Origin of the sequence: Paraburkholderia sp. RHO2 (assembly GCF_050955445.1) — a bacterium.
Classification (GTDB): Bacteria; Actinomycetota; Actinomycetes; order Mycobacteriales; family Mycobacteriaceae; genus Prescottella; species Prescottella agglutinans_A.
The window spans coordinates 769137-783927 of sequence record NZ_CP162617.1 but is presented as its reverse complement, the minus strand read 5'-3'; the positions used below and the strand labels follow the sequence as shown (position 1 = coordinate 783927).

Annotated in this window: 15 protein-coding genes; 9 read left to right on the top strand and 6 right to left on the bottom strand. The window is 67.5% G+C overall.

From position 1 onward, the window contains the following. Positions 1–158 precede the first annotated feature (158 nt). Genes ABTV10_RS03545 through ABTV10_RS03535 form a run of 3 tightly spaced genes read right to left on the bottom strand, consistent with a single transcriptional unit; the run spans position 159 to position 2625 of the window. Positions 159–1778 carry a solute symporter family protein gene (locus ABTV10_RS03545; RefSeq protein WP_499032602.1) on the bottom strand — a complete coding sequence of 540 codons (1620 nt, stop codon included), beginning with the start codon at positions 1776–1778 and terminating at the stop codon, positions 159–161. Next, positions 1775–2137 carry a DUF485 domain-containing protein gene (locus tag ABTV10_RS03540; RefSeq protein WP_499032600.1) on the bottom strand — a complete coding sequence of 121 codons (363 nt, stop codon included), beginning with the start codon at positions 2135–2137 and terminating at the stop codon, positions 1775–1777. Before ABTV10_RS03540 ends, ABTV10_RS03545 begins: the two co-directional genes overlap by 4 nt. After that, positions 2134–2625, bottom strand: coding sequence for a nuclear transport factor 2 family protein (locus tag ABTV10_RS03535; protein WP_499032598.1), 492 nt, complete (start codon positions 2623–2625; stop codon positions 2134–2136). Before ABTV10_RS03535 ends, ABTV10_RS03540 begins: the two co-directional genes overlap by 4 nt. 170 nt (positions 2626–2795) lie before the next feature. On the opposite strand from ABTV10_RS03535, the gene ABTV10_RS03530 reads away from it, so the two are divergent. From ABTV10_RS03530 to ABTV10_RS03490, 9 genes are all read left to right on the top strand, one after another. Continuing rightward, a complete protein-coding gene (locus ABTV10_RS03530) occupies positions 2796–3425 on the top strand; it encodes a TetR/AcrR family transcriptional regulator (protein ID WP_499032596.1) in 630 nt (209 codons plus the stop codon). Between the two features lie 110 nt (positions 3426–3535). Next, positions 3536–4729, top strand: coding sequence for an acyl-CoA dehydrogenase family protein (locus ABTV10_RS03525; RefSeq protein ID WP_499032594.1), 1194 nt, complete (start codon positions 3536–3538; stop codon positions 4727–4729). Further along, complete coding sequence (locus tag ABTV10_RS03520) at positions 4726–5493, top strand: hypothetical protein (RefSeq protein ID WP_499032592.1); 768 nt, start codon at positions 4726–4728, stop codon at positions 5491–5493. The genes ABTV10_RS03525 and ABTV10_RS03520 overlap by 4 nt, the downstream gene beginning before the upstream one ends. Continuing rightward, positions 5490–6338, top strand: coding sequence for an alpha/beta fold hydrolase (locus ABTV10_RS03515; RefSeq protein WP_499032590.1), 849 nt, complete (start codon positions 5490–5492; stop codon positions 6336–6338). Before ABTV10_RS03520 ends, ABTV10_RS03515 begins: the two co-directional genes overlap by 4 nt. Beyond that, a complete protein-coding gene (locus tag ABTV10_RS03510) occupies positions 6335–8032 on the top strand; it encodes an AMP-binding protein (protein ID WP_499032588.1) in 1698 nt (565 codons plus the stop codon). Before ABTV10_RS03515 ends, ABTV10_RS03510 begins: the two co-directional genes overlap by 4 nt. Beyond that, the gene (locus ABTV10_RS03505) at positions 8025–9257 is read left to right on the top strand and encodes an acetyl-CoA C-acetyltransferase (RefSeq protein ID WP_499032586.1); all 1233 of its coding nucleotides are present in this window, start codon (positions 8025–8027) and stop codon (positions 9255–9257) included. Before ABTV10_RS03510 ends, ABTV10_RS03505 begins: the two co-directional genes overlap by 8 nt. Next, positions 9254–10462 (top strand): CoA transferase, encoded by a 1209-nt coding sequence (locus ABTV10_RS03500; RefSeq protein WP_499032584.1) that lies wholly within the window; start codon positions 9254–9256, stop codon positions 10460–10462. The genes ABTV10_RS03505 and ABTV10_RS03500 overlap by 4 nt, the downstream gene beginning before the upstream one ends. After that, the gene (locus tag ABTV10_RS03495) at positions 10459–11313 is read left to right on the top strand and encodes an HpcH/HpaI aldolase/citrate lyase family protein (RefSeq protein WP_499032582.1); all 855 of its coding nucleotides are present in this window, start codon (positions 10459–10461) and stop codon (positions 11311–11313) included. The genes ABTV10_RS03500 and ABTV10_RS03495 overlap by 4 nt, the downstream gene beginning before the upstream one ends. A 4-nt stretch (positions 11314–11317) precedes the next feature. Then, positions 11318–12316: a MaoC family dehydratase gene (locus ABTV10_RS03490; RefSeq protein ID WP_499032580.1), complete on the top strand. Its 999-nt coding sequence runs from the start codon at positions 11318–11320 to the stop codon at positions 12314–12316. 107 nt (positions 12317–12423) lie between these two features. Here the strand turns inward: ABTV10_RS03490 and hsaB are convergent, their stop codons facing one another. The 3 genes from hsaB to hsaD are packed head-to-tail and all read right to left on the bottom strand — an operon-like array spanning position 12424 to position 14785. Further along, positions 12424–13011, bottom strand: coding sequence for a 3-hydroxy-9,10-secoandrosta-1,3,5(10)-triene-9,17-dione monooxygenase reductase subunit (gene hsaB, locus ABTV10_RS03485; protein ID WP_433609825.1), 588 nt, complete (start codon positions 13009–13011; stop codon positions 12424–12426). Beyond that, positions 13011–13910, bottom strand: a complete 900-nt coding sequence (gene hsaC / locus ABTV10_RS03480) for an iron-dependent extradiol dioxygenase HsaC (protein WP_499032578.1) — start codon at positions 13908–13910, stop codon at positions 13011–13013. The genes hsaB and hsaC overlap by 1 nt, the downstream gene beginning before the upstream one ends. Then, the gene (gene hsaD, locus ABTV10_RS03475) at positions 13907–14785 is read right to left on the bottom strand and encodes a 4,5:9,10-diseco-3-hydroxy-5,9,17-trioxoandrosta-1(10),2-diene-4-oate hydrolase (RefSeq protein ID WP_433609821.1); all 879 of its coding nucleotides are present in this window, start codon (positions 14783–14785) and stop codon (positions 13907–13909) included. Before hsaD ends, hsaC begins: the two co-directional genes overlap by 4 nt. Positions 14786–14791: the final 6 nt, after the last annotated feature.

Genomic DNA, 14791 nt, shown 5'->3' with positions numbered 1-14791 from the left:
TGACCGCCGGATCACGCGGCGCTCAGCGAGCTGACCTGCGTGTACCAGTACCGATCCTAGCCCCGGATCCGAGCCAACTGAAGGCCTCCGGTCGACTGGAGGGCCCCTTCGTGCGTGTGGAGCGCGTGAAGGGACCCTCCAACCTTCGGTGAATCAGTTCAGTGGGAGACCGCCATCTCGGCGCCGATCCCGGTCTCCGCGCGGACCAACATCTCCGCGAACTTCTCCTCGGAGTCCTCCTGTACCTCGATCCGCCGCTCCCCCAGCAGCGAGCCCACGACGCAGGCCACGAGGCCGAGGGGCAACGTGATGATCACCGGCAGTTGGATCTGCAGCGGCGCCGGGCCACTACCCATCCACAGTGCTTCGGTGAACATCAAACTCACGATCGTCGACACCAGTCCGATGACGATGCCCCACACTGCACCGGTGCTGTTGAACCGTCGCCAGTTCAGGCTCAACAGCAGGCTCGGCAGGTGAGCGCTGGCCGCGACCATGAACGCCATACCCATGAAGTACGTGATATTCGTACTGTCGCCGATTGCCATGGTCAGCAGAATCGCGATGACGCTGAACCCGACTGCGCCGAATCTCGCGACCTTCGCCTCCTGCACGTCGTCGACGGCGATATCCTGAGCGGCATCCGTTGTGTATCTACGGTCGCGGCGGATCAGCGTCGGCCACACGTCGTGTGCGAAGGTACCGGCGGCCGAGATGACCACACCGGCGACCACCGCCACGATGCTGGCGAACGCGACCGCCGACACCAGTGCCAGCGCGATCGAACCGCCGACCGTTCCGATGCCCCCGCCGAGCTCGGTCACCAGCACTGGTGCGGCGAGATTTCCTCCGGCACCGACACGTTCGGCGCCGCTGTCACCGAGCAGAGCCGCGGCACCGAACCCCATGAGAACGACGATGAGGTAGAAGCCGCTGCAGAGTGCAACGGTCCAACCCAGCGAGCGCCGAGCCGTCGCTGCCTCGGGCACGGTGAAGAATCGAATCAAGATGTGCGCCATGCCGGCTGTGCCGAGCGCGAAGGTGAGGCCATACGAGATGAGGTTGGCAGCGCCACCCGACGCGAAGATCAGCCCTGGAGACAGTACGGCGTCGCCCGCAACGGCGTGCTCGGTAGCGTTCGACAGCACCTTCGGGAAGCTGAAACCGAACTTCGACAGGATGCCCAGACCGACGATCAGCGCCAGCACCGAGAGGATCGACGACTTGATCACCTGGACCCAGGTGGTGGCGAGCATGCCTCCGACGAAAACGTAAATACCCATGAGGCTTCCAGCAACGATCACCGACAGCCAGAACGGAATCCCCGAGACGGACTCGAGCAGTACACCGGCCGCCACGAGCTGCGCAAGCAGTACGAACATGCCTGTCGCGATGGTGCTGATTGCGACGACCACTCGCACGCGCCGCGCCTGGGTGCGAAACACGAGCACGTCGGCAAGCGTGTATTTACCGACGTTGCGCATCTTCTCCGCCAGCAGGAACAGCACAGGCAAGAAGGAGACCACCGACGCACACAGGATTACCGTGCCGTCGACGCCCTTGTAGAAGATCAGGCCAGTTGTTCCGAGAAAGCTTCCAGCCGAGATGAACTCACCGGCGATCGCAAAGCCGTTCTGCCATCCGGTGATCGAGCGGCCGGCGGCGAAGAAGCCGTCGGCACTGCGGCTCCGACGCGATGCCGCGAACGTCACCCACAGTGTCAGGGAGATCACCGCCGCGCAGATGGCGATGGCGAGGAAGTCGGGTTCGCCGGTCATGCCACGTGCTCCTGTCGGTAGTCGTCGATGGCCGCGAGCGCTGCGTCGGCCGCGGGCTGGATGTACGTACGGGCAAGGCGGAAGTACAAGTAGACCAGCACCCACGTGCCGGCGAACTGCGAGAACATCAACCACAGAGACAGGGGGATGCCTGCCACCGCGGTGCGGCCGAGCTGGTCCGGGAAGTACGCGAAGCCCAGCAGGAAGGACGCGAGCAGCAGAATTGCCGCGGTACCGAGACTGTTGGTCACCACCCGCCGGCGCCGTCGCAGTTCGACGAACTCGGCGAAGGTGAGCATGTCCGACCACCGCACGTTCCCGGCCGAACCCGGGCGGCCCTCGTGAGCCGGCGCGCTCACGGGTTGACCGCCGCACGCCGGGCAGTGTCCAGCGCGAAGAGGTTCTCGTCCCAACCGTCGGCGAGTGGGCCGAAGAAGTGGAAACGTACCTGCTTGGTGCGATAGAGCCAGCGGCCGTCGACCCTGACCACCTCATCCTCGTAACGGCCAGCGGCGATCGACGGTGCGCCGTGGGTGACGCACGGCTGCCACAGGAAGGACCGGACGGTGGCACGGTCGCCGTCGAGCTCGATCTCCATGTTGGTGATGAAGTGCCAGAACGACGTGAGACCTCCCTCCGCCAGCCCGGCGAAGAAATCCCGCATGGCGGCGCGGCCCTTCGGGTGTGAGAGTCCGTCGAACTCGCCGTCCTCGGTGAACAGGGCCATCAGTTCGTCCCAGTTGCCGTCGTCGAGGTGACGGCAGTACCGGGCGTCGAGTTGCCGGATGGCTTCGATGTCCTCCAGTCGACGGATCCGGTCTTCGAGTCGGTCTTCGAAAGTGCTCATGGGGATAAGCCTCCTCGTGAGGGGTATGAGCAGTGGGAGGGGAAGATTCGGCGGCGCATTGGTTAACGCACGTTCATGTGAGGCAGACCATAAGTCGCCGGCGTCGAACTGGTCAAGCCCCCGAGGATCGTCCTTGATCAGCGGGGCTGGGCCGCTCTACCCTCCGAGACATGAACACTCGATCGGGCGCGAAGGCCCTGACCCGGACGCGAAGCGCGGCAAACGAGGGCGTCCGCGAACGCATCCTCGAGACCGCGCTCGACGAGTTCTATGCGGCCGGTTTCCACGGCGCAACGATGCGGAACATCGCCACCAACGCCGGCTGCAGCGCCGCCAACGTCTACAACCACTTCGAGAACAAGGCCGAACTACTGGTCGAGATCCTGCGGGCCGCCAGCGACGAACAGTTCACCGCCACACGCAATGCTCTGCGCAAAGCCGGTTCCGAGCCGGCCGAGCAGTGGCGGGCGGCCGTCACCGCCCATGCGCTGTACACCGCCCGCCACCAGCGAGCCTGCCTCGTCGCAAACACCGAACTGCGTTATCTCGAAGAGATCGACCGCAAACGCGTGGTGGGGTCCCGCGACGCCCAGGAGCACCTGTTCGTGACGATCGCCGAGGAAGGTGTCGCCCAGGGGGTATTCGATGTTCCACACGTTCACCAAGCGGTGACCGCCGTACTGACCATGTGCGCGGGAATCGCACTGTGGTTCCGTCCAGACGGCGCACTGTCGGCCCAGGAAGTCGCCGACACACACGGCATTTATGCCCTCAACCTGGTCGGATACCGGCCGGACTGAGGGCGCACGCGCGCCCCCTGCCGCGTTCACCCGACACCGGTTCCGTTGACGTTCAACTCGACCTCGTGCTCTACTAGGTTAACAAGCGTTAATCTTTGCTAGGAGAGCGCATGACTCACCGACCTTCACAGCCGCGTGCCGATTCCCCGCGGTACCTCACCGATGAACGCCTGGCCATCCGGGACCTGGCGCGGGAATTCGCGATGAAGCAGGTACTGCCGGTTGCCAACGAGCTCGATCCGGTACAGGGCACGATTCCCGACTCGCTCAAGCAAGCAATGGCCGACATCGGCTTCTTCGGGATCATGATCCCGGAGGAGCACGGCGGCTTGGGCCTGGGCGTGTTCGAATATTGCCTTGTCGCCGAGGAACTTTCACGCGCTTGGATGAGCGTGTCGGGCCTGCTCGCCCGCGGCAACGGGATGGGTGGCGGTTTCACCGCCGAGCAGGAAGCCGCCCTACTGCCCCGCGTCGCGCGCGGCGAGTACCTCGGCGCCTATGCGCTGTCGGAGGCCGAAGCCGGATCGGACGTCGCGAACATCTCGTGTCGCGCGGTTCGCGACGGTGACGAGTGGGTCGTGAACGGGACCAAGATGTGGTGCACGTACGCCGACGACGCCGACTACCTCGTGTTGTTCGCGCGTACGGACCCGAACAAGGATCCCGCAAAGCCGCATCGCGGCATCAGTGCGTTCCTGATCGAGAAGGATCGCGGCTCGTTCCCCGACGGTATTTCGGGGAACAAGGTCCGCAAGATCGGCTACTTCGGCTGGAGCACATGGGAGTTGGCATTCGACAACTTCCGGGTTCCGGCCGACAAGATGCTCGGTGAGGAAGGCAAGGGCTTCTACCTCGCCGTCAGCGGTCTCGAGGTGGGCCGCGCGCACACCGCAGCTCGCGCGATCGGACTGGCCCGGGCCGCCCTCGAGGACTCGATCGAGTACGTCCACACCCGGCGTCAGTTCGGCAAGCCGATCGGCGATTTCCAGCACCTGCGGTTCAAGATCGCCAAGATGGCCGCCGACATCGAGGCGGCGCGCCAGCTCATGTACTCCGTCGCCACCGACATCGATACCGGTCGACGCTGTTCCCTCGAGGCGTCGATGGCCAAGCTCATCGCCACCGAGATGGCCGAGCAGGTCACCAGCGAGGCCGTGCAGATCCACGGCGGCGCCGGTTACACCACTGACTTCCAGGTCGAGCGGCACTGGCGGGATGCGCGTCTGACGAGGATCTTCGAGGGCACCAGCGAAATCCAGATGCGGATCATCTCCGACGAGCTGCTGGGTCGGGCCACCTCATGAGCGTCGACACAACCGCACGCGCCGCGCTCCGCGTCGGTCAGCGGACGCAGAGCCGGTACGCACGGGTCGACGCACTGCTCGCCGAGTCCGGCATCGGGTTGCCCACAGGCAGCTCGCTCCTGGGTCCGACCGTCGCCGAACTGCTGACGCCGCTGCCCGGCTCCACGTCGGCGGTGCGCGAGTGCCTCGCATGGCGCACGCACGATCCCGTCGAGCCCGACGACAGCGTCCGCACCGAGTCGGTGATCACGCGGGTAGCAGCGGACGGCGACACAACCGTGGTGGTACGTCGGGTTGTCCTGCGAGACAATGTGAATACCCTGCGCGAAGAGGCAGTCGAGACGTGGCGGCTGCGCTATGGCGACCTCGCTCTCACCGTGCCCGCCACCGACTTTTGCACCGACCGATGGGGGATGCTCGTGCGTGACTCCCTCGCCGCAGACCCCGACTTCGCGTCGTCCCTCGCGACGTGGGACGGGACGATCGGACTGCGCTGCGACGATCGCGAGATCCACCTGCGCGTCTACCGCGGCCGGATCATCGACGTCACCCGGCGGACCCCGGGCGGCGCGACGTTCACGTTCATCGCGCCCGGGCACACGTGGGTCGACCTGATTCTCGGTGAGCGCAACGACTTCATGCGCCGCGCCATCACAGGCGAATTCTCCTCCGCTGGAAATGGATACGAGTACCTACGGCTCACCAAGCCACTCGACATCGTCATCGCGCACGCTCGCGCGATCGCTCAGGAGGCACGCCCGTGATCGAAGCCCGCTACCTGACGATCGACTCTGCTCTGGGCTTCGTCGAGATCGTCCATCCGACCGTCCGGGCCGATGCTGATGCTGACGCCCCGACTGTGCTGTGCATCCACACGGCCGGCCAGAACGGTGTGCAGTGGCGTCACGTCGCTTCCGCCCTCGCCGACAAGGGGTACCGGGTGATCGTGCCCGACCTGCCCGGCCACGGCCGCTCGGAGCCGGCCGTCGATGGTCCGGTCGTCGATCTCGCGGTGTACAGCAACTGGCTGTGGAAACTCCTCGACGCACTCGACGTCGAGCGCCCGTTCGTGATCGGGTGCTCGATCGGGGGGAAGCTGACGCTCGACCTCGCCACGCGGCCGGAGCGCCCCCTGGCCGGCGCGATCGCGATGGCCGCCGAGGCCGGGCCGGGCCGGGTGAACGTGTCCGGCCTGCGACGGGAACTCGAGGACGTCGCCGGACCGTCCCGCGGTGAACGCACGTACCTCGGCACCCTGGCGTCGGTCGGCGACACCGTCCCTGCCGACCGAGCCCGGCTGATCGCCACCATGCACCGTCGCGAGGATCCGGTCATCTCGTCCTCCGACCTGATCGGCTGGGGTAGCCACGACGTTCGCGACCGCCTGTGCCTGACGACCTGCCCGGTGCACATGGTTGCGGGAGAACAGGACCCGTGGATCACGCCGGAGACCGTCAAGGCCGACGCGTCCCGCGTCCGCGGCGCCCGCTTCACACTGTTGAGCGGGATCGGCCACTATCCGATGGAGGAGGTCGAGGACTTCGCCGACCTTGCGGCTGCGTGGCTGAACGAACTGGCGTCAGCAGCACGAGTGGAGGCCGCATCATGACCCGTGCAACCCTCGCGTCGTTCCTCGACGAGTTCGTCGCCGCGGCTCCGGAGGCGACGGCGGCGATCGACCTGATCGGCACGCGCACCGTCACAAGCACCCGGGCTCGGCTGCAGGAGCGGGTACGAGTCCTCGAGGCCGAATTGGCCCAGGTCGGACTCGAGCGTGGCCAGTGCGTCGCGGTGTTCCTGCCCAACTGGTCCGACACCCTCGTCTGGCAGTTCGCGGCGTCGGCGCTCGGAGCCCACGTCATCGGCATCAACACCCGCTACAACATCGGCGAGGTCGAGCACGTTCTCCGCTCCGCACGGCCCGCCGTGGTGGCGGTTGCCGACAACTTCCACGGTCTCGACCTGTTCGGCATGCTCGGCCAGGCGCTGTCGGCCACCGACGGCGACGTCGATCCCCCGACCGTCGCAGTGGTGCAGGCACCCGGTGACTCGACCCCGACGACTGCCGATTTCGACTCCGCAGCATTCGATCTCGGCTCCGGATCATGGCACGCCGGCAGTGGCGACACCCACGCCGCGGCTGCGCCTCGCACGCCCGCGACCGCGACCGCAACCGCGGCGGGCGCCCTCGGTGCTCCCGACGACCCGTTGGCCGTCGCCTTCACCACCTCGGGGTCGACCGGCACCCCGAAGCTGGCCGCCCACCGGGAATCGGCGGTGGTGAGGCATGCCCGTGCCGACGCTGCCGGAATGGGCATCGTCCCCGGCGACGTGACGCTGTGCGTGCTGCCGCTGTCCGGGGTGTTCGGCTTCAACACCGCGATGGCGACACTGGCGGGCGGCGGCGCGGTCCTCATGGTTCCGGTGTTCGATCCCGTCGCGACACTGCGCGCCATGGAGGCCGAACGGGTGTCACACGTCGTCGGTGGTGACGATCTCTACGGCAGGCTTCACGACACATGGCGAGACGTCCGCGGGGACCTGTCGTCGCTGAAGTGGCTCGGCATCGCGGACTTCCTCGGTCGCTCGCACGAGATCGCGCGCTGGGCGCGGGACGAGTTCGACGCCCTCACCACCGGGGTGTTCGGATCGTCGGAGGTGTTCTCGCTCATGCTCTTCTGGAACGCGGACGATGCGGAATCGGTGCGGTGGAACGGCGGCGGTCGGCCCGTGAGCCCGGAGATCTCGGTACGCATAGCCGACCCGTACGACGACTCCGTGATGCCCGACGGTGAACAGGGCGAACTGCAGGTCCGGGGACCGAACGTCGTGGACGCATACCTGGGCAATCCCGAGGCCGCGGCACAGGCGTTCACGGCGGACGGCTGGTTCCGCAGCGGCGATCTTGCGATCGCGACCGGCGATGGTGGGTTCACGTACGTGTGCCGCGCCGGGGACGCCCTGCGGCTGCGGGGATTCCTCGTCGACCCCGCCGAAATCGAGACCCGTCTCGCCGCACACGCCGACGTACAGACTGCAAAGGTCGTGGGGATCACCGGGCCCGGAGGTTACGCCCAGGCTGTCGGGTTCGTCGTCCCCTCCGAGGACGCGGCGGTCACGGCTGCCGACCTCAGGCAGTGGTGTGCGAACTCACTGGCGGCATTCAAGGTGCCGTCGGCCGTACACGTCATCGCGAAGATGCCGACCACCGTGGGCGGCAATGGCACCAAGATCCGAGCCGTCGAACTGCGCGAGTGGGCGCAGCAGTGGACCGATCGTGAAAGGGATTTCCGCAGTGAGTAACTCACCGTCAGCAACCGATATCGTCGTCTGCGAGCCGCTGCGAACCCCCGTCGGGCGGTACGGCGGGGTCTTCCGCGACGTTCCCGCCGCCGACCTCGGTGCCCGGGTCATCTCGGAGCTGGTGCGACGCACAGGGGTTGCCCCCGAGTCGATCGACGATGTCATCTTCGGCCAGTGCTACCCGAACGGCGAGGCCCCGGCGATCGGCCGAGTGGCCGCGCTCGACGCCGGACTGCCGGTCACCGTGCCCGGCCAGCAGTTGGACCGACGCTGCGGCTCGGGTCTGCAGGCGGTCCTCGACGCGGCCATGCGCGTCCAGACCGGTGTCGCCGATCTGATCCTCGCGGGCGGCGTCGAATCCATGAGCCGCGCAGAGTATTACACCGAGGACATGCGCTGGGGAGCCAAGGGTGCCCCCGCGGCGCTGCACGACCGTCTGGCCCGCGGACGCGTCACCGCCGGCGGCCGGAACCATCCGGTCCCCGGGGGCATGCTCGAGACCGCCGAGAACCTGCGCCGCGCCTACGGCATCAGCCGGCAGGAGCAGGACGAGCTGGCCGTGACGTCCCATCGACGTGCGGTGGCGGCGATCGAGGCGGGGGTGTTCGCGGAGGAGATCGTGCCCGTCGACGTCCCGGTCAAGGGCGGCGGCACCGCCACGATCACGCGGGACGAGCACCCCCGCGCCGACACCACCGTCGAGTCGCTCGCCCGCCTGCGTCCGGTCATGGCGAGGACCGACCCGGAGGCCACCGTCACCGCGGGCAACTCCAGCGGCCAGAACGACGGCGCGGCAGCCTGTCTCGTGACGACGCGCGCGACGGCGGAGCGACTGGGTTTGAATCCGCTCGCTCGGCTGGTCACGTGGGCGGTCGCGGGTGTCCAGCCGTCGATGATGGGCATCGGTCCGGTGCCGTCGACGGCGCGTGCACTCGAGCGGGCCGGACTGGACCTGTCGCGAATCGATCTGATCGAACTCAACGAGGCGTTCGCGGCACAGGCCCTCGCGTGCATGCGAGAGTGGAACTTTGGTGCCGCCGACCACGAGCGCACCAATGTCAACGGATCGGGCATCTCACTGGGGCACCCGGTCGGGGCCACCGGCGTGCGCATCCTCACCACACTGTTGCGTGAGATGCAGCGCCGCGATGCGCGTTACGGCCTCGAGACGATGTGCATCGGTGGTGGGCAGGGACTGACGGCGATCTTCGAGAGGGTGTCATGACCGCCGCACGGCCACTGGCCGATATCCGCGTCGTCGACATGTCGTCGTTCGTCGCCGGCCCCACCGCCGGACGCGTCCTCGCCGAGCTCGGCGCCGAGGTGATCCGGGTCGATCCGATCTCCGGTGCCGTCGACGGCGCCCGCTGGCCCGTCACCGACGACGGCGTCAGCCTCTATTGGGCGGGCCTCAACCAGGCGAAGAAATCGGTGACCGTGAACCTGCGCAGCGAGGCCGGTCGCGATTTCGTCACCGGCCTGGTCGCCGAGGCCGGGATCCTGCTGGAGAACGCAGCACACGCGCGGTGGCTGGACAACGACGTCCTCGCCCAGCGCTGTCCCGGTCTGATCCATCTGCACATCGAGGGCCACGCCGACGGCGGCCCCGCCGTCGACTACACCGTCAACGCCGGGGTCGGGTTGCCGCTCATGACGGGCCCTGAGGGTACCGACACCCCTGTCAATCATGTTCTGCCCGCGTGGGATCTGCTGACCGGGCTGTACGCCGCTCTCGGGCTCGTGACGGCGCTGCGCCGTCGCGAGCAGACCGGGGAGGGCGCGTATCTGCAACTGGCACTGAGTGATGTCGCGCTGTCCGCGGTGGCCAGCATGGGGTGGGTCGCGGAGGCCGACCGGCGGGGCACCGGGCGCGCACGTCAGGGCAACGCCCTGTTCGGTAGCTACGGCGCCGACTTTCCCACCGCCGACGGCCGCGCCGTCATGGTTGTGGGCCTGACTGCCGGTCAGTGGCGGGCCCTCGTCGACGTCACCGACACCGCCGACATCTTCTGCGCACTCGAACGCCACCGCGGGCTCGATCTGAGCGTGGAGGCCGATCGGTACGCGGCCCGGGACGCGATCACCGCGGTCCTGCGCCCCTGGTTCGAGGCCCGCACGCTCGAACAGATCGCGACCGACTTCGCCGGGGCGCGTGTTCTGTGGAGCGCGTACCGCACGCTCGCCGAGGTTGCCGCCGATGTCCGCAACGTGGCGGGCGACGTGGTCGTGCAGGAGGTCGACCAGCCGGGCATCGGACCCATGCTGACCTCGCGTTCCCCGCTCCGCTGGTTCGGTGCGTACGCAGATGCCGCGCCGGCGCCGGTGTCCGGAGCACACACCAGGGAGGTCGCCGCGGCCGCCGGACTGGGCGCCAGTGCCATCGACGCCCTCGTCGCCGCGGGCATTCTCGGGAAGCCGGAGACGACATGAGCAACAACACGACACCGATCCGACGCCGATGCGCGCTGGTCGCCCCAGGCTCGGACGAACGCAAGATCGTCAAGGCCCTGGAATCGGACGCCGACGAGGTGGTGCTCGACCTGGAAGACGCCGTCATCACTGCACGCAAGGCCGAGGCGCGTGCCCTCGTGTGCCGGATCGTCGGGGAACATCGGACCGATCCAACGGTCACCGTCCGCGTCAACGGTCTCGACACGGCGTGGGCGCTGGACGACCTCAGGACTGTCGGTGTGCTCGACGGCGTCGGAATCGTGCTGCCGAAGGTCGACACCGCCGATGACCTGATCACCGCCGACCGACTGCTCACCGAACTCGGCTCGACCGCCCGGTTGCAGGCACTGATCGAGACCCCGCAGGGAGTGCGCTCGATCGACGAGATCTGCAGCGCCACCGACAGACTCGAGACCGTCGTGATCGGGTACGCCGATCTGGGCGCCGCCCTCGGACGAGGTGACGGGTATGTGCCCGCGCGTTGGCTCCACGTTCAGGATCGTGTCCTGATCGCCGCCCGCGCCGCCGGCATCCAGGCGATCGACGGACCGCACCTGTCCGTCGCCGACGACGCCGGCTTCCGGGCGGCGGCGCAGTGGACCCGCGATCTCGGATTCGACGGGAAGTGGGTCATCCATCCCCAGCAGATCGGAGCGGCTACCGAGATCTTCACGCCCACAAAGGCGGCCGTCGAACACGCCCGCCGCGTTCTCGATGCCATGGTCGAGGCCGAGACCGCCGGGGCTGGAGCCGCCCAACTCGACGGTCAGATGCTCGACGAGGCGGTCGCGGTCGCCGCTCGACGGGTACTGGCACAGATCGGAGACTGACGACATGACCGGACCACTTTTCGTCGGGGGACCCTACTTCGACGAGTTGACCCTCGGCACGGTGTTCGACACCGCGCCCGGCGTCACCCTCACCGACGGACTCTCCGCCGCGCATCAGGCGATTCTCGGCGACCGGATGCGCCTGGCTCTCGACGCCCACCTGTCGCGCGCGGTCACCGGAGCCCCGACTGCGGTCGCGAATCCGGGCCTGGTGTGCGACATCGCAATCGGACAGTCGACACTGGCGACGCACCATGTGAAGGCCAACCTCTTCTATCGAGGGCTCCGCTTCCACCGGTTCCCGCATCTGGCCGACACCTTGTACACGCGGACGGAGGTCGTGGGTCTACGCGAGAACTCGGAGCGTCCGGGTCGGCGGCCCACCGGCCTCGCAGCGCTCCGGATGACGACAACCGACCAGGAAGGGCGGACCGTCCTCGACTTCTATCGGTGCGCGATGTTGCCGTTGAGCGACGCTCCCGACCCGGGACGTGTCGTTCACGTCGCCGACCTGTCGTCGATCGGGCCGTCCGACGCCCCCGCGTGGTCGGTCCCGGAGGGCTGGGACCTGACCGCCTATCGGGAAAGGGCCGCCGGTCAGCACTACTCCCCCGACCTCGTGGGTACGGAGTTCGCCAGCAGCGGTGACGTTGTCACCAGTGCACCCGAACTGGCGCGGCTGAGCCTGAACATCGCCGCCGTCCACCACGACGAGCGCATTGCCGGATCCCGTCTGGTGTACGGCGGGCACACGATCGGAATCGCACTCGCGCAGGCGACTCGGGCCCTTCCGAACGTGGTGACGGTACTCGGTTGGCGGTCATGCGATCACACCGGACCGGTCCAGGAAGGCGACATTCTCACCAGCACGCTGCGGGTTGTGCGCGCCGACCCGATCGGTGACGCGTGGGCTGTGCAGTTGCGCTCCCTGGTGCACGCGCACGGGATCGCGGGGGCCGAACGACCGGTACTGGATTGGGAGTTCACCGCACTGATGGCTTGAGTTGTTCCCCACAACAGAAGAAGGTCCCCTTAGAAGAAGGGCCCCTTCACACGCTGGCATGCGCGTGAAGGGGCCCTTCAGCCTTCCCCTCCCCCGGGGCAGATCTATTACAGCCAGGTGTCCTCGCTGGCGGTGGTGAGGAACGCCTCGAGGTCGTCCCGCCACTTCGCCGGCACGGTCTTGTCCGGCTCGATGCCGGTGTACTGACCGCGGTAGAACAGCAGTGGCCGTTCGGTCTTGACCTCACTCATCGAGTGGACCCGGCCGAACACCACGAAGTGGTCGCCGCCGTCATGCACGGTCTCCACCGTGCAATCCATGTGCGCGAGCGAACCGTCGAGGATCGGTGAACCCAACGGTGAAGGCGTCCAGTCGATCCCGGCGAACTTGTCGGGCTCACGAGAACCGAACCGCGCGCAGGTGGCCTGCTGCTCCTCGGCGAGGACGTTGACGCAGAACCGGCCCGAGCGCTCGATCGCCGCCCACGACCGCGACGCCTTCGTGGGGCAGAACAACACGAGCGGCGGCTCGAGCGACAGCGCCGCGAACGACTGACACGCGAACCCGACGGGTGCGCCGTCTTCGACCGTCGTGATGATCGTGACGCCGGTGCAGAACTGCCCGAGGACGTTGCGGAACTGGCGCGGATCGATCTCCGCGCCGGTTCCCACCTCGGACGTCTCGTGCGCGGACATTACTTGAACCCCACCGTGAAGTCGTGTCCCCAGAGACTCACCGCGGTGCTCTCCTTCGCGATCCACTTGTCGTCCTCGACCTCGAGACCCTCGCAACCGAATTCGACGTCGAATCCACCCGGGGTCTTCATGTAGAACGACAGCATCAGGTCGTTCACGTGGCGGCCGAGCGTCGCCGACATCTTCACGTTCTTGCGCAGCGCGCGGTCGAGGCACAGTCCGACGTCGTCGGAGTTCTCGACCTCGACCATCAGGTGCACGATCCCCGAGGGGTTCGGCAGCGGCGCGAACGCGAGGCTGTGGTGGCGCGGGTTGCAGCCCAGGAAGCGCAGCCAGGCCGGTTCACCGTCCGCCGGACGGCCGACGACCTGCGGGGGCAGTCGCATCGAGTCGCGCAGCTTGAAGCCGAGCACGTCACGGTAGAACTCGAGGTCCGCCACGTCGTCCTTGGTCGCGAGCACCACGTGGCCGAGACCCTGCTCGCCGGTGACGAACTTGTGCCCGTAGGGGCTCACGATGCGGCGGTGCTGCAGGGCGATGGTGTGGAAGATCTCGAGGCGAGCGCCGGAGGCGTCGCGGCACGTGATGAACTCGACGACGTTGCGTTCGGCCGCCTCCTCCTTGGTGCCCTCCTCGAACTCCCAGTCGGCCTTGACCAAGCGCTCGCGAATCTCCTGCAGACCTTCGGCATTCGCGCATTCCCAGCCGGCGGCGTAGAGACCGTCGCGCTCACCCGGAACGATGACGAGGCGCGCCGGGTAGTCGTCCATGCGCAGGTACAGGTTGTCGGGGTTGGCGCCCTTGCCCTCGATCATGCCGAGGACCTTGAGCCCGTACTCGCGCCAGGCGGCCATGTCGGTCGCCTCGATGCGCAGGTAGGCCAGTGAACGGATACTCATCGGTTGCTCCCGTCCAGAAGGAAGTCGCTTGCCAGGCGGTTGAACTCGTCGAACTTCTCGAGCTGTGCCCAGTGCCCGCAGCCACCGAACACGTGCAGCTGCACCCGCGGAATCATCTTGAGCGCCACCAGGGCACCGTCGATCGGGTTGACGCGGTCCTCTCGGCCCCAGATCAGCAGCACCCGCTGCCGCAGCTTGTAGGCGTCGCGCCAGAGCATGCCCAGCTCGAACTCGGAGCTCGAGAACGACTTGCCCATGGCCTTTGCCGCCGCGAGCGACTCCGGGCTGCTGGCCGCGGCGAACCGCTCGTCGATCAGCTCGTCGGTGATGAGATTCTGGTCGAACACCATGATGCGCAGGAACGCCTCGAGGTTCTCGCGCGTCGGCTGGTAGGCGAACTTGCCGAGATTCCTGACGCCCTCGGTGGGGTCCGGCGCGAACAGGTTGACGCTCAGGCCACCCGGTCCCATGAGCACGAGCCGGCCGGCCCGGTCCGGGTAGTCCAGCGCGAACCGCACGGCCGCGCCGCCGCCGAGCGAATTGCCCAGCAGGTGAACGCGCTCGGTGATACCGATCGTGTCCAGCAGGTCCTTGAGCGCCGACGCGCTGTGCCGGAAGTACTGCGGATGCTCGGTCGGCTTGTCGGACCGCCCGTAGCCGGGCTGGTCGACCGCGAGCACGTGGAACTGCCGTGCCAGAACGGGAATGTTCTTCGCGAAGTTCGACCACGACGACGCACCCGGACCACCGCCGTGCAGCAGCACGATCGTCGGCCCGTTGCCGACGCCCGCCTCGTGGTAGTGCAGCTTCAGGTCCGGGCGGACCTGCGCGAAGCGCGACGTCGACTCGTACGTGATTTCCTCGGTTGTCGTCATGCGCTG

Excerpts from the sequence above, each read along its gene's own strand:
- hsaC (WP_499032578.1), bottom strand. The coding sequence starts at position 13,910 with ATGAGTATCCGTTCACTGGCCTACCTGCGCATCGAGGCGACCGACATG.
- ABTV10_RS03525 (WP_499032594.1), top strand. The coding sequence starts at position 3,536 with ATGACTCACCGACCTTCACAGCCGCGTGCCGATTCCCCGCGGTACCTC.
- ABTV10_RS03495 (WP_499032582.1), top strand. The coding sequence starts at position 10,459 with ATGAGCAACAACACGACACCGATCCGACGCCGATGCGCGCTGGTCGCC.
- ABTV10_RS03530 (WP_499032596.1), top strand. The coding sequence starts at position 2,796 with ATGAACACTCGATCGGGCGCGAAGGCCCTGACCCGGACGCGAAGCGCG.
- hsaD (WP_433609821.1), bottom strand. The coding sequence starts at position 14,785 with ATGACGACAACCGAGGAAATCACGTACGAGTCGACGTCGCGCTTCGCG.
- hsaB (WP_433609825.1), bottom strand. The coding sequence starts at position 13,011 with ATGTCCGCGCACGAGACGTCCGAGGTGGGAACCGGCGCGGAGATCGAT.
- ABTV10_RS03535 (WP_499032598.1), bottom strand. The coding sequence starts at position 2,625 with ATGAGCACTTTCGAAGACCGACTCGAAGACCGGATCCGTCGACTGGAG.
- ABTV10_RS03520 (WP_499032592.1), top strand. The coding sequence starts at position 4,726 with ATGAGCGTCGACACAACCGCACGCGCCGCGCTCCGCGTCGGTCAGCGG.
- ABTV10_RS03545 (WP_499032602.1), bottom strand. The coding sequence starts at position 1,778 with ATGACCGGCGAACCCGACTTCCTCGCCATCGCCATCTGCGCGGCGGTG.
- ABTV10_RS03500 (WP_499032584.1), top strand. The coding sequence starts at position 9,254 with ATGACCGCCGCACGGCCACTGGCCGATATCCGCGTCGTCGACATGTCG.
- ABTV10_RS03490 (WP_499032580.1), top strand. The coding sequence starts at position 11,318 with ATGACCGGACCACTTTTCGTCGGGGGACCCTACTTCGACGAGTTGACC.
- ABTV10_RS03510 (WP_499032588.1), top strand. The coding sequence starts at position 6,335 with ATGACCCGTGCAACCCTCGCGTCGTTCCTCGACGAGTTCGTCGCCGCG.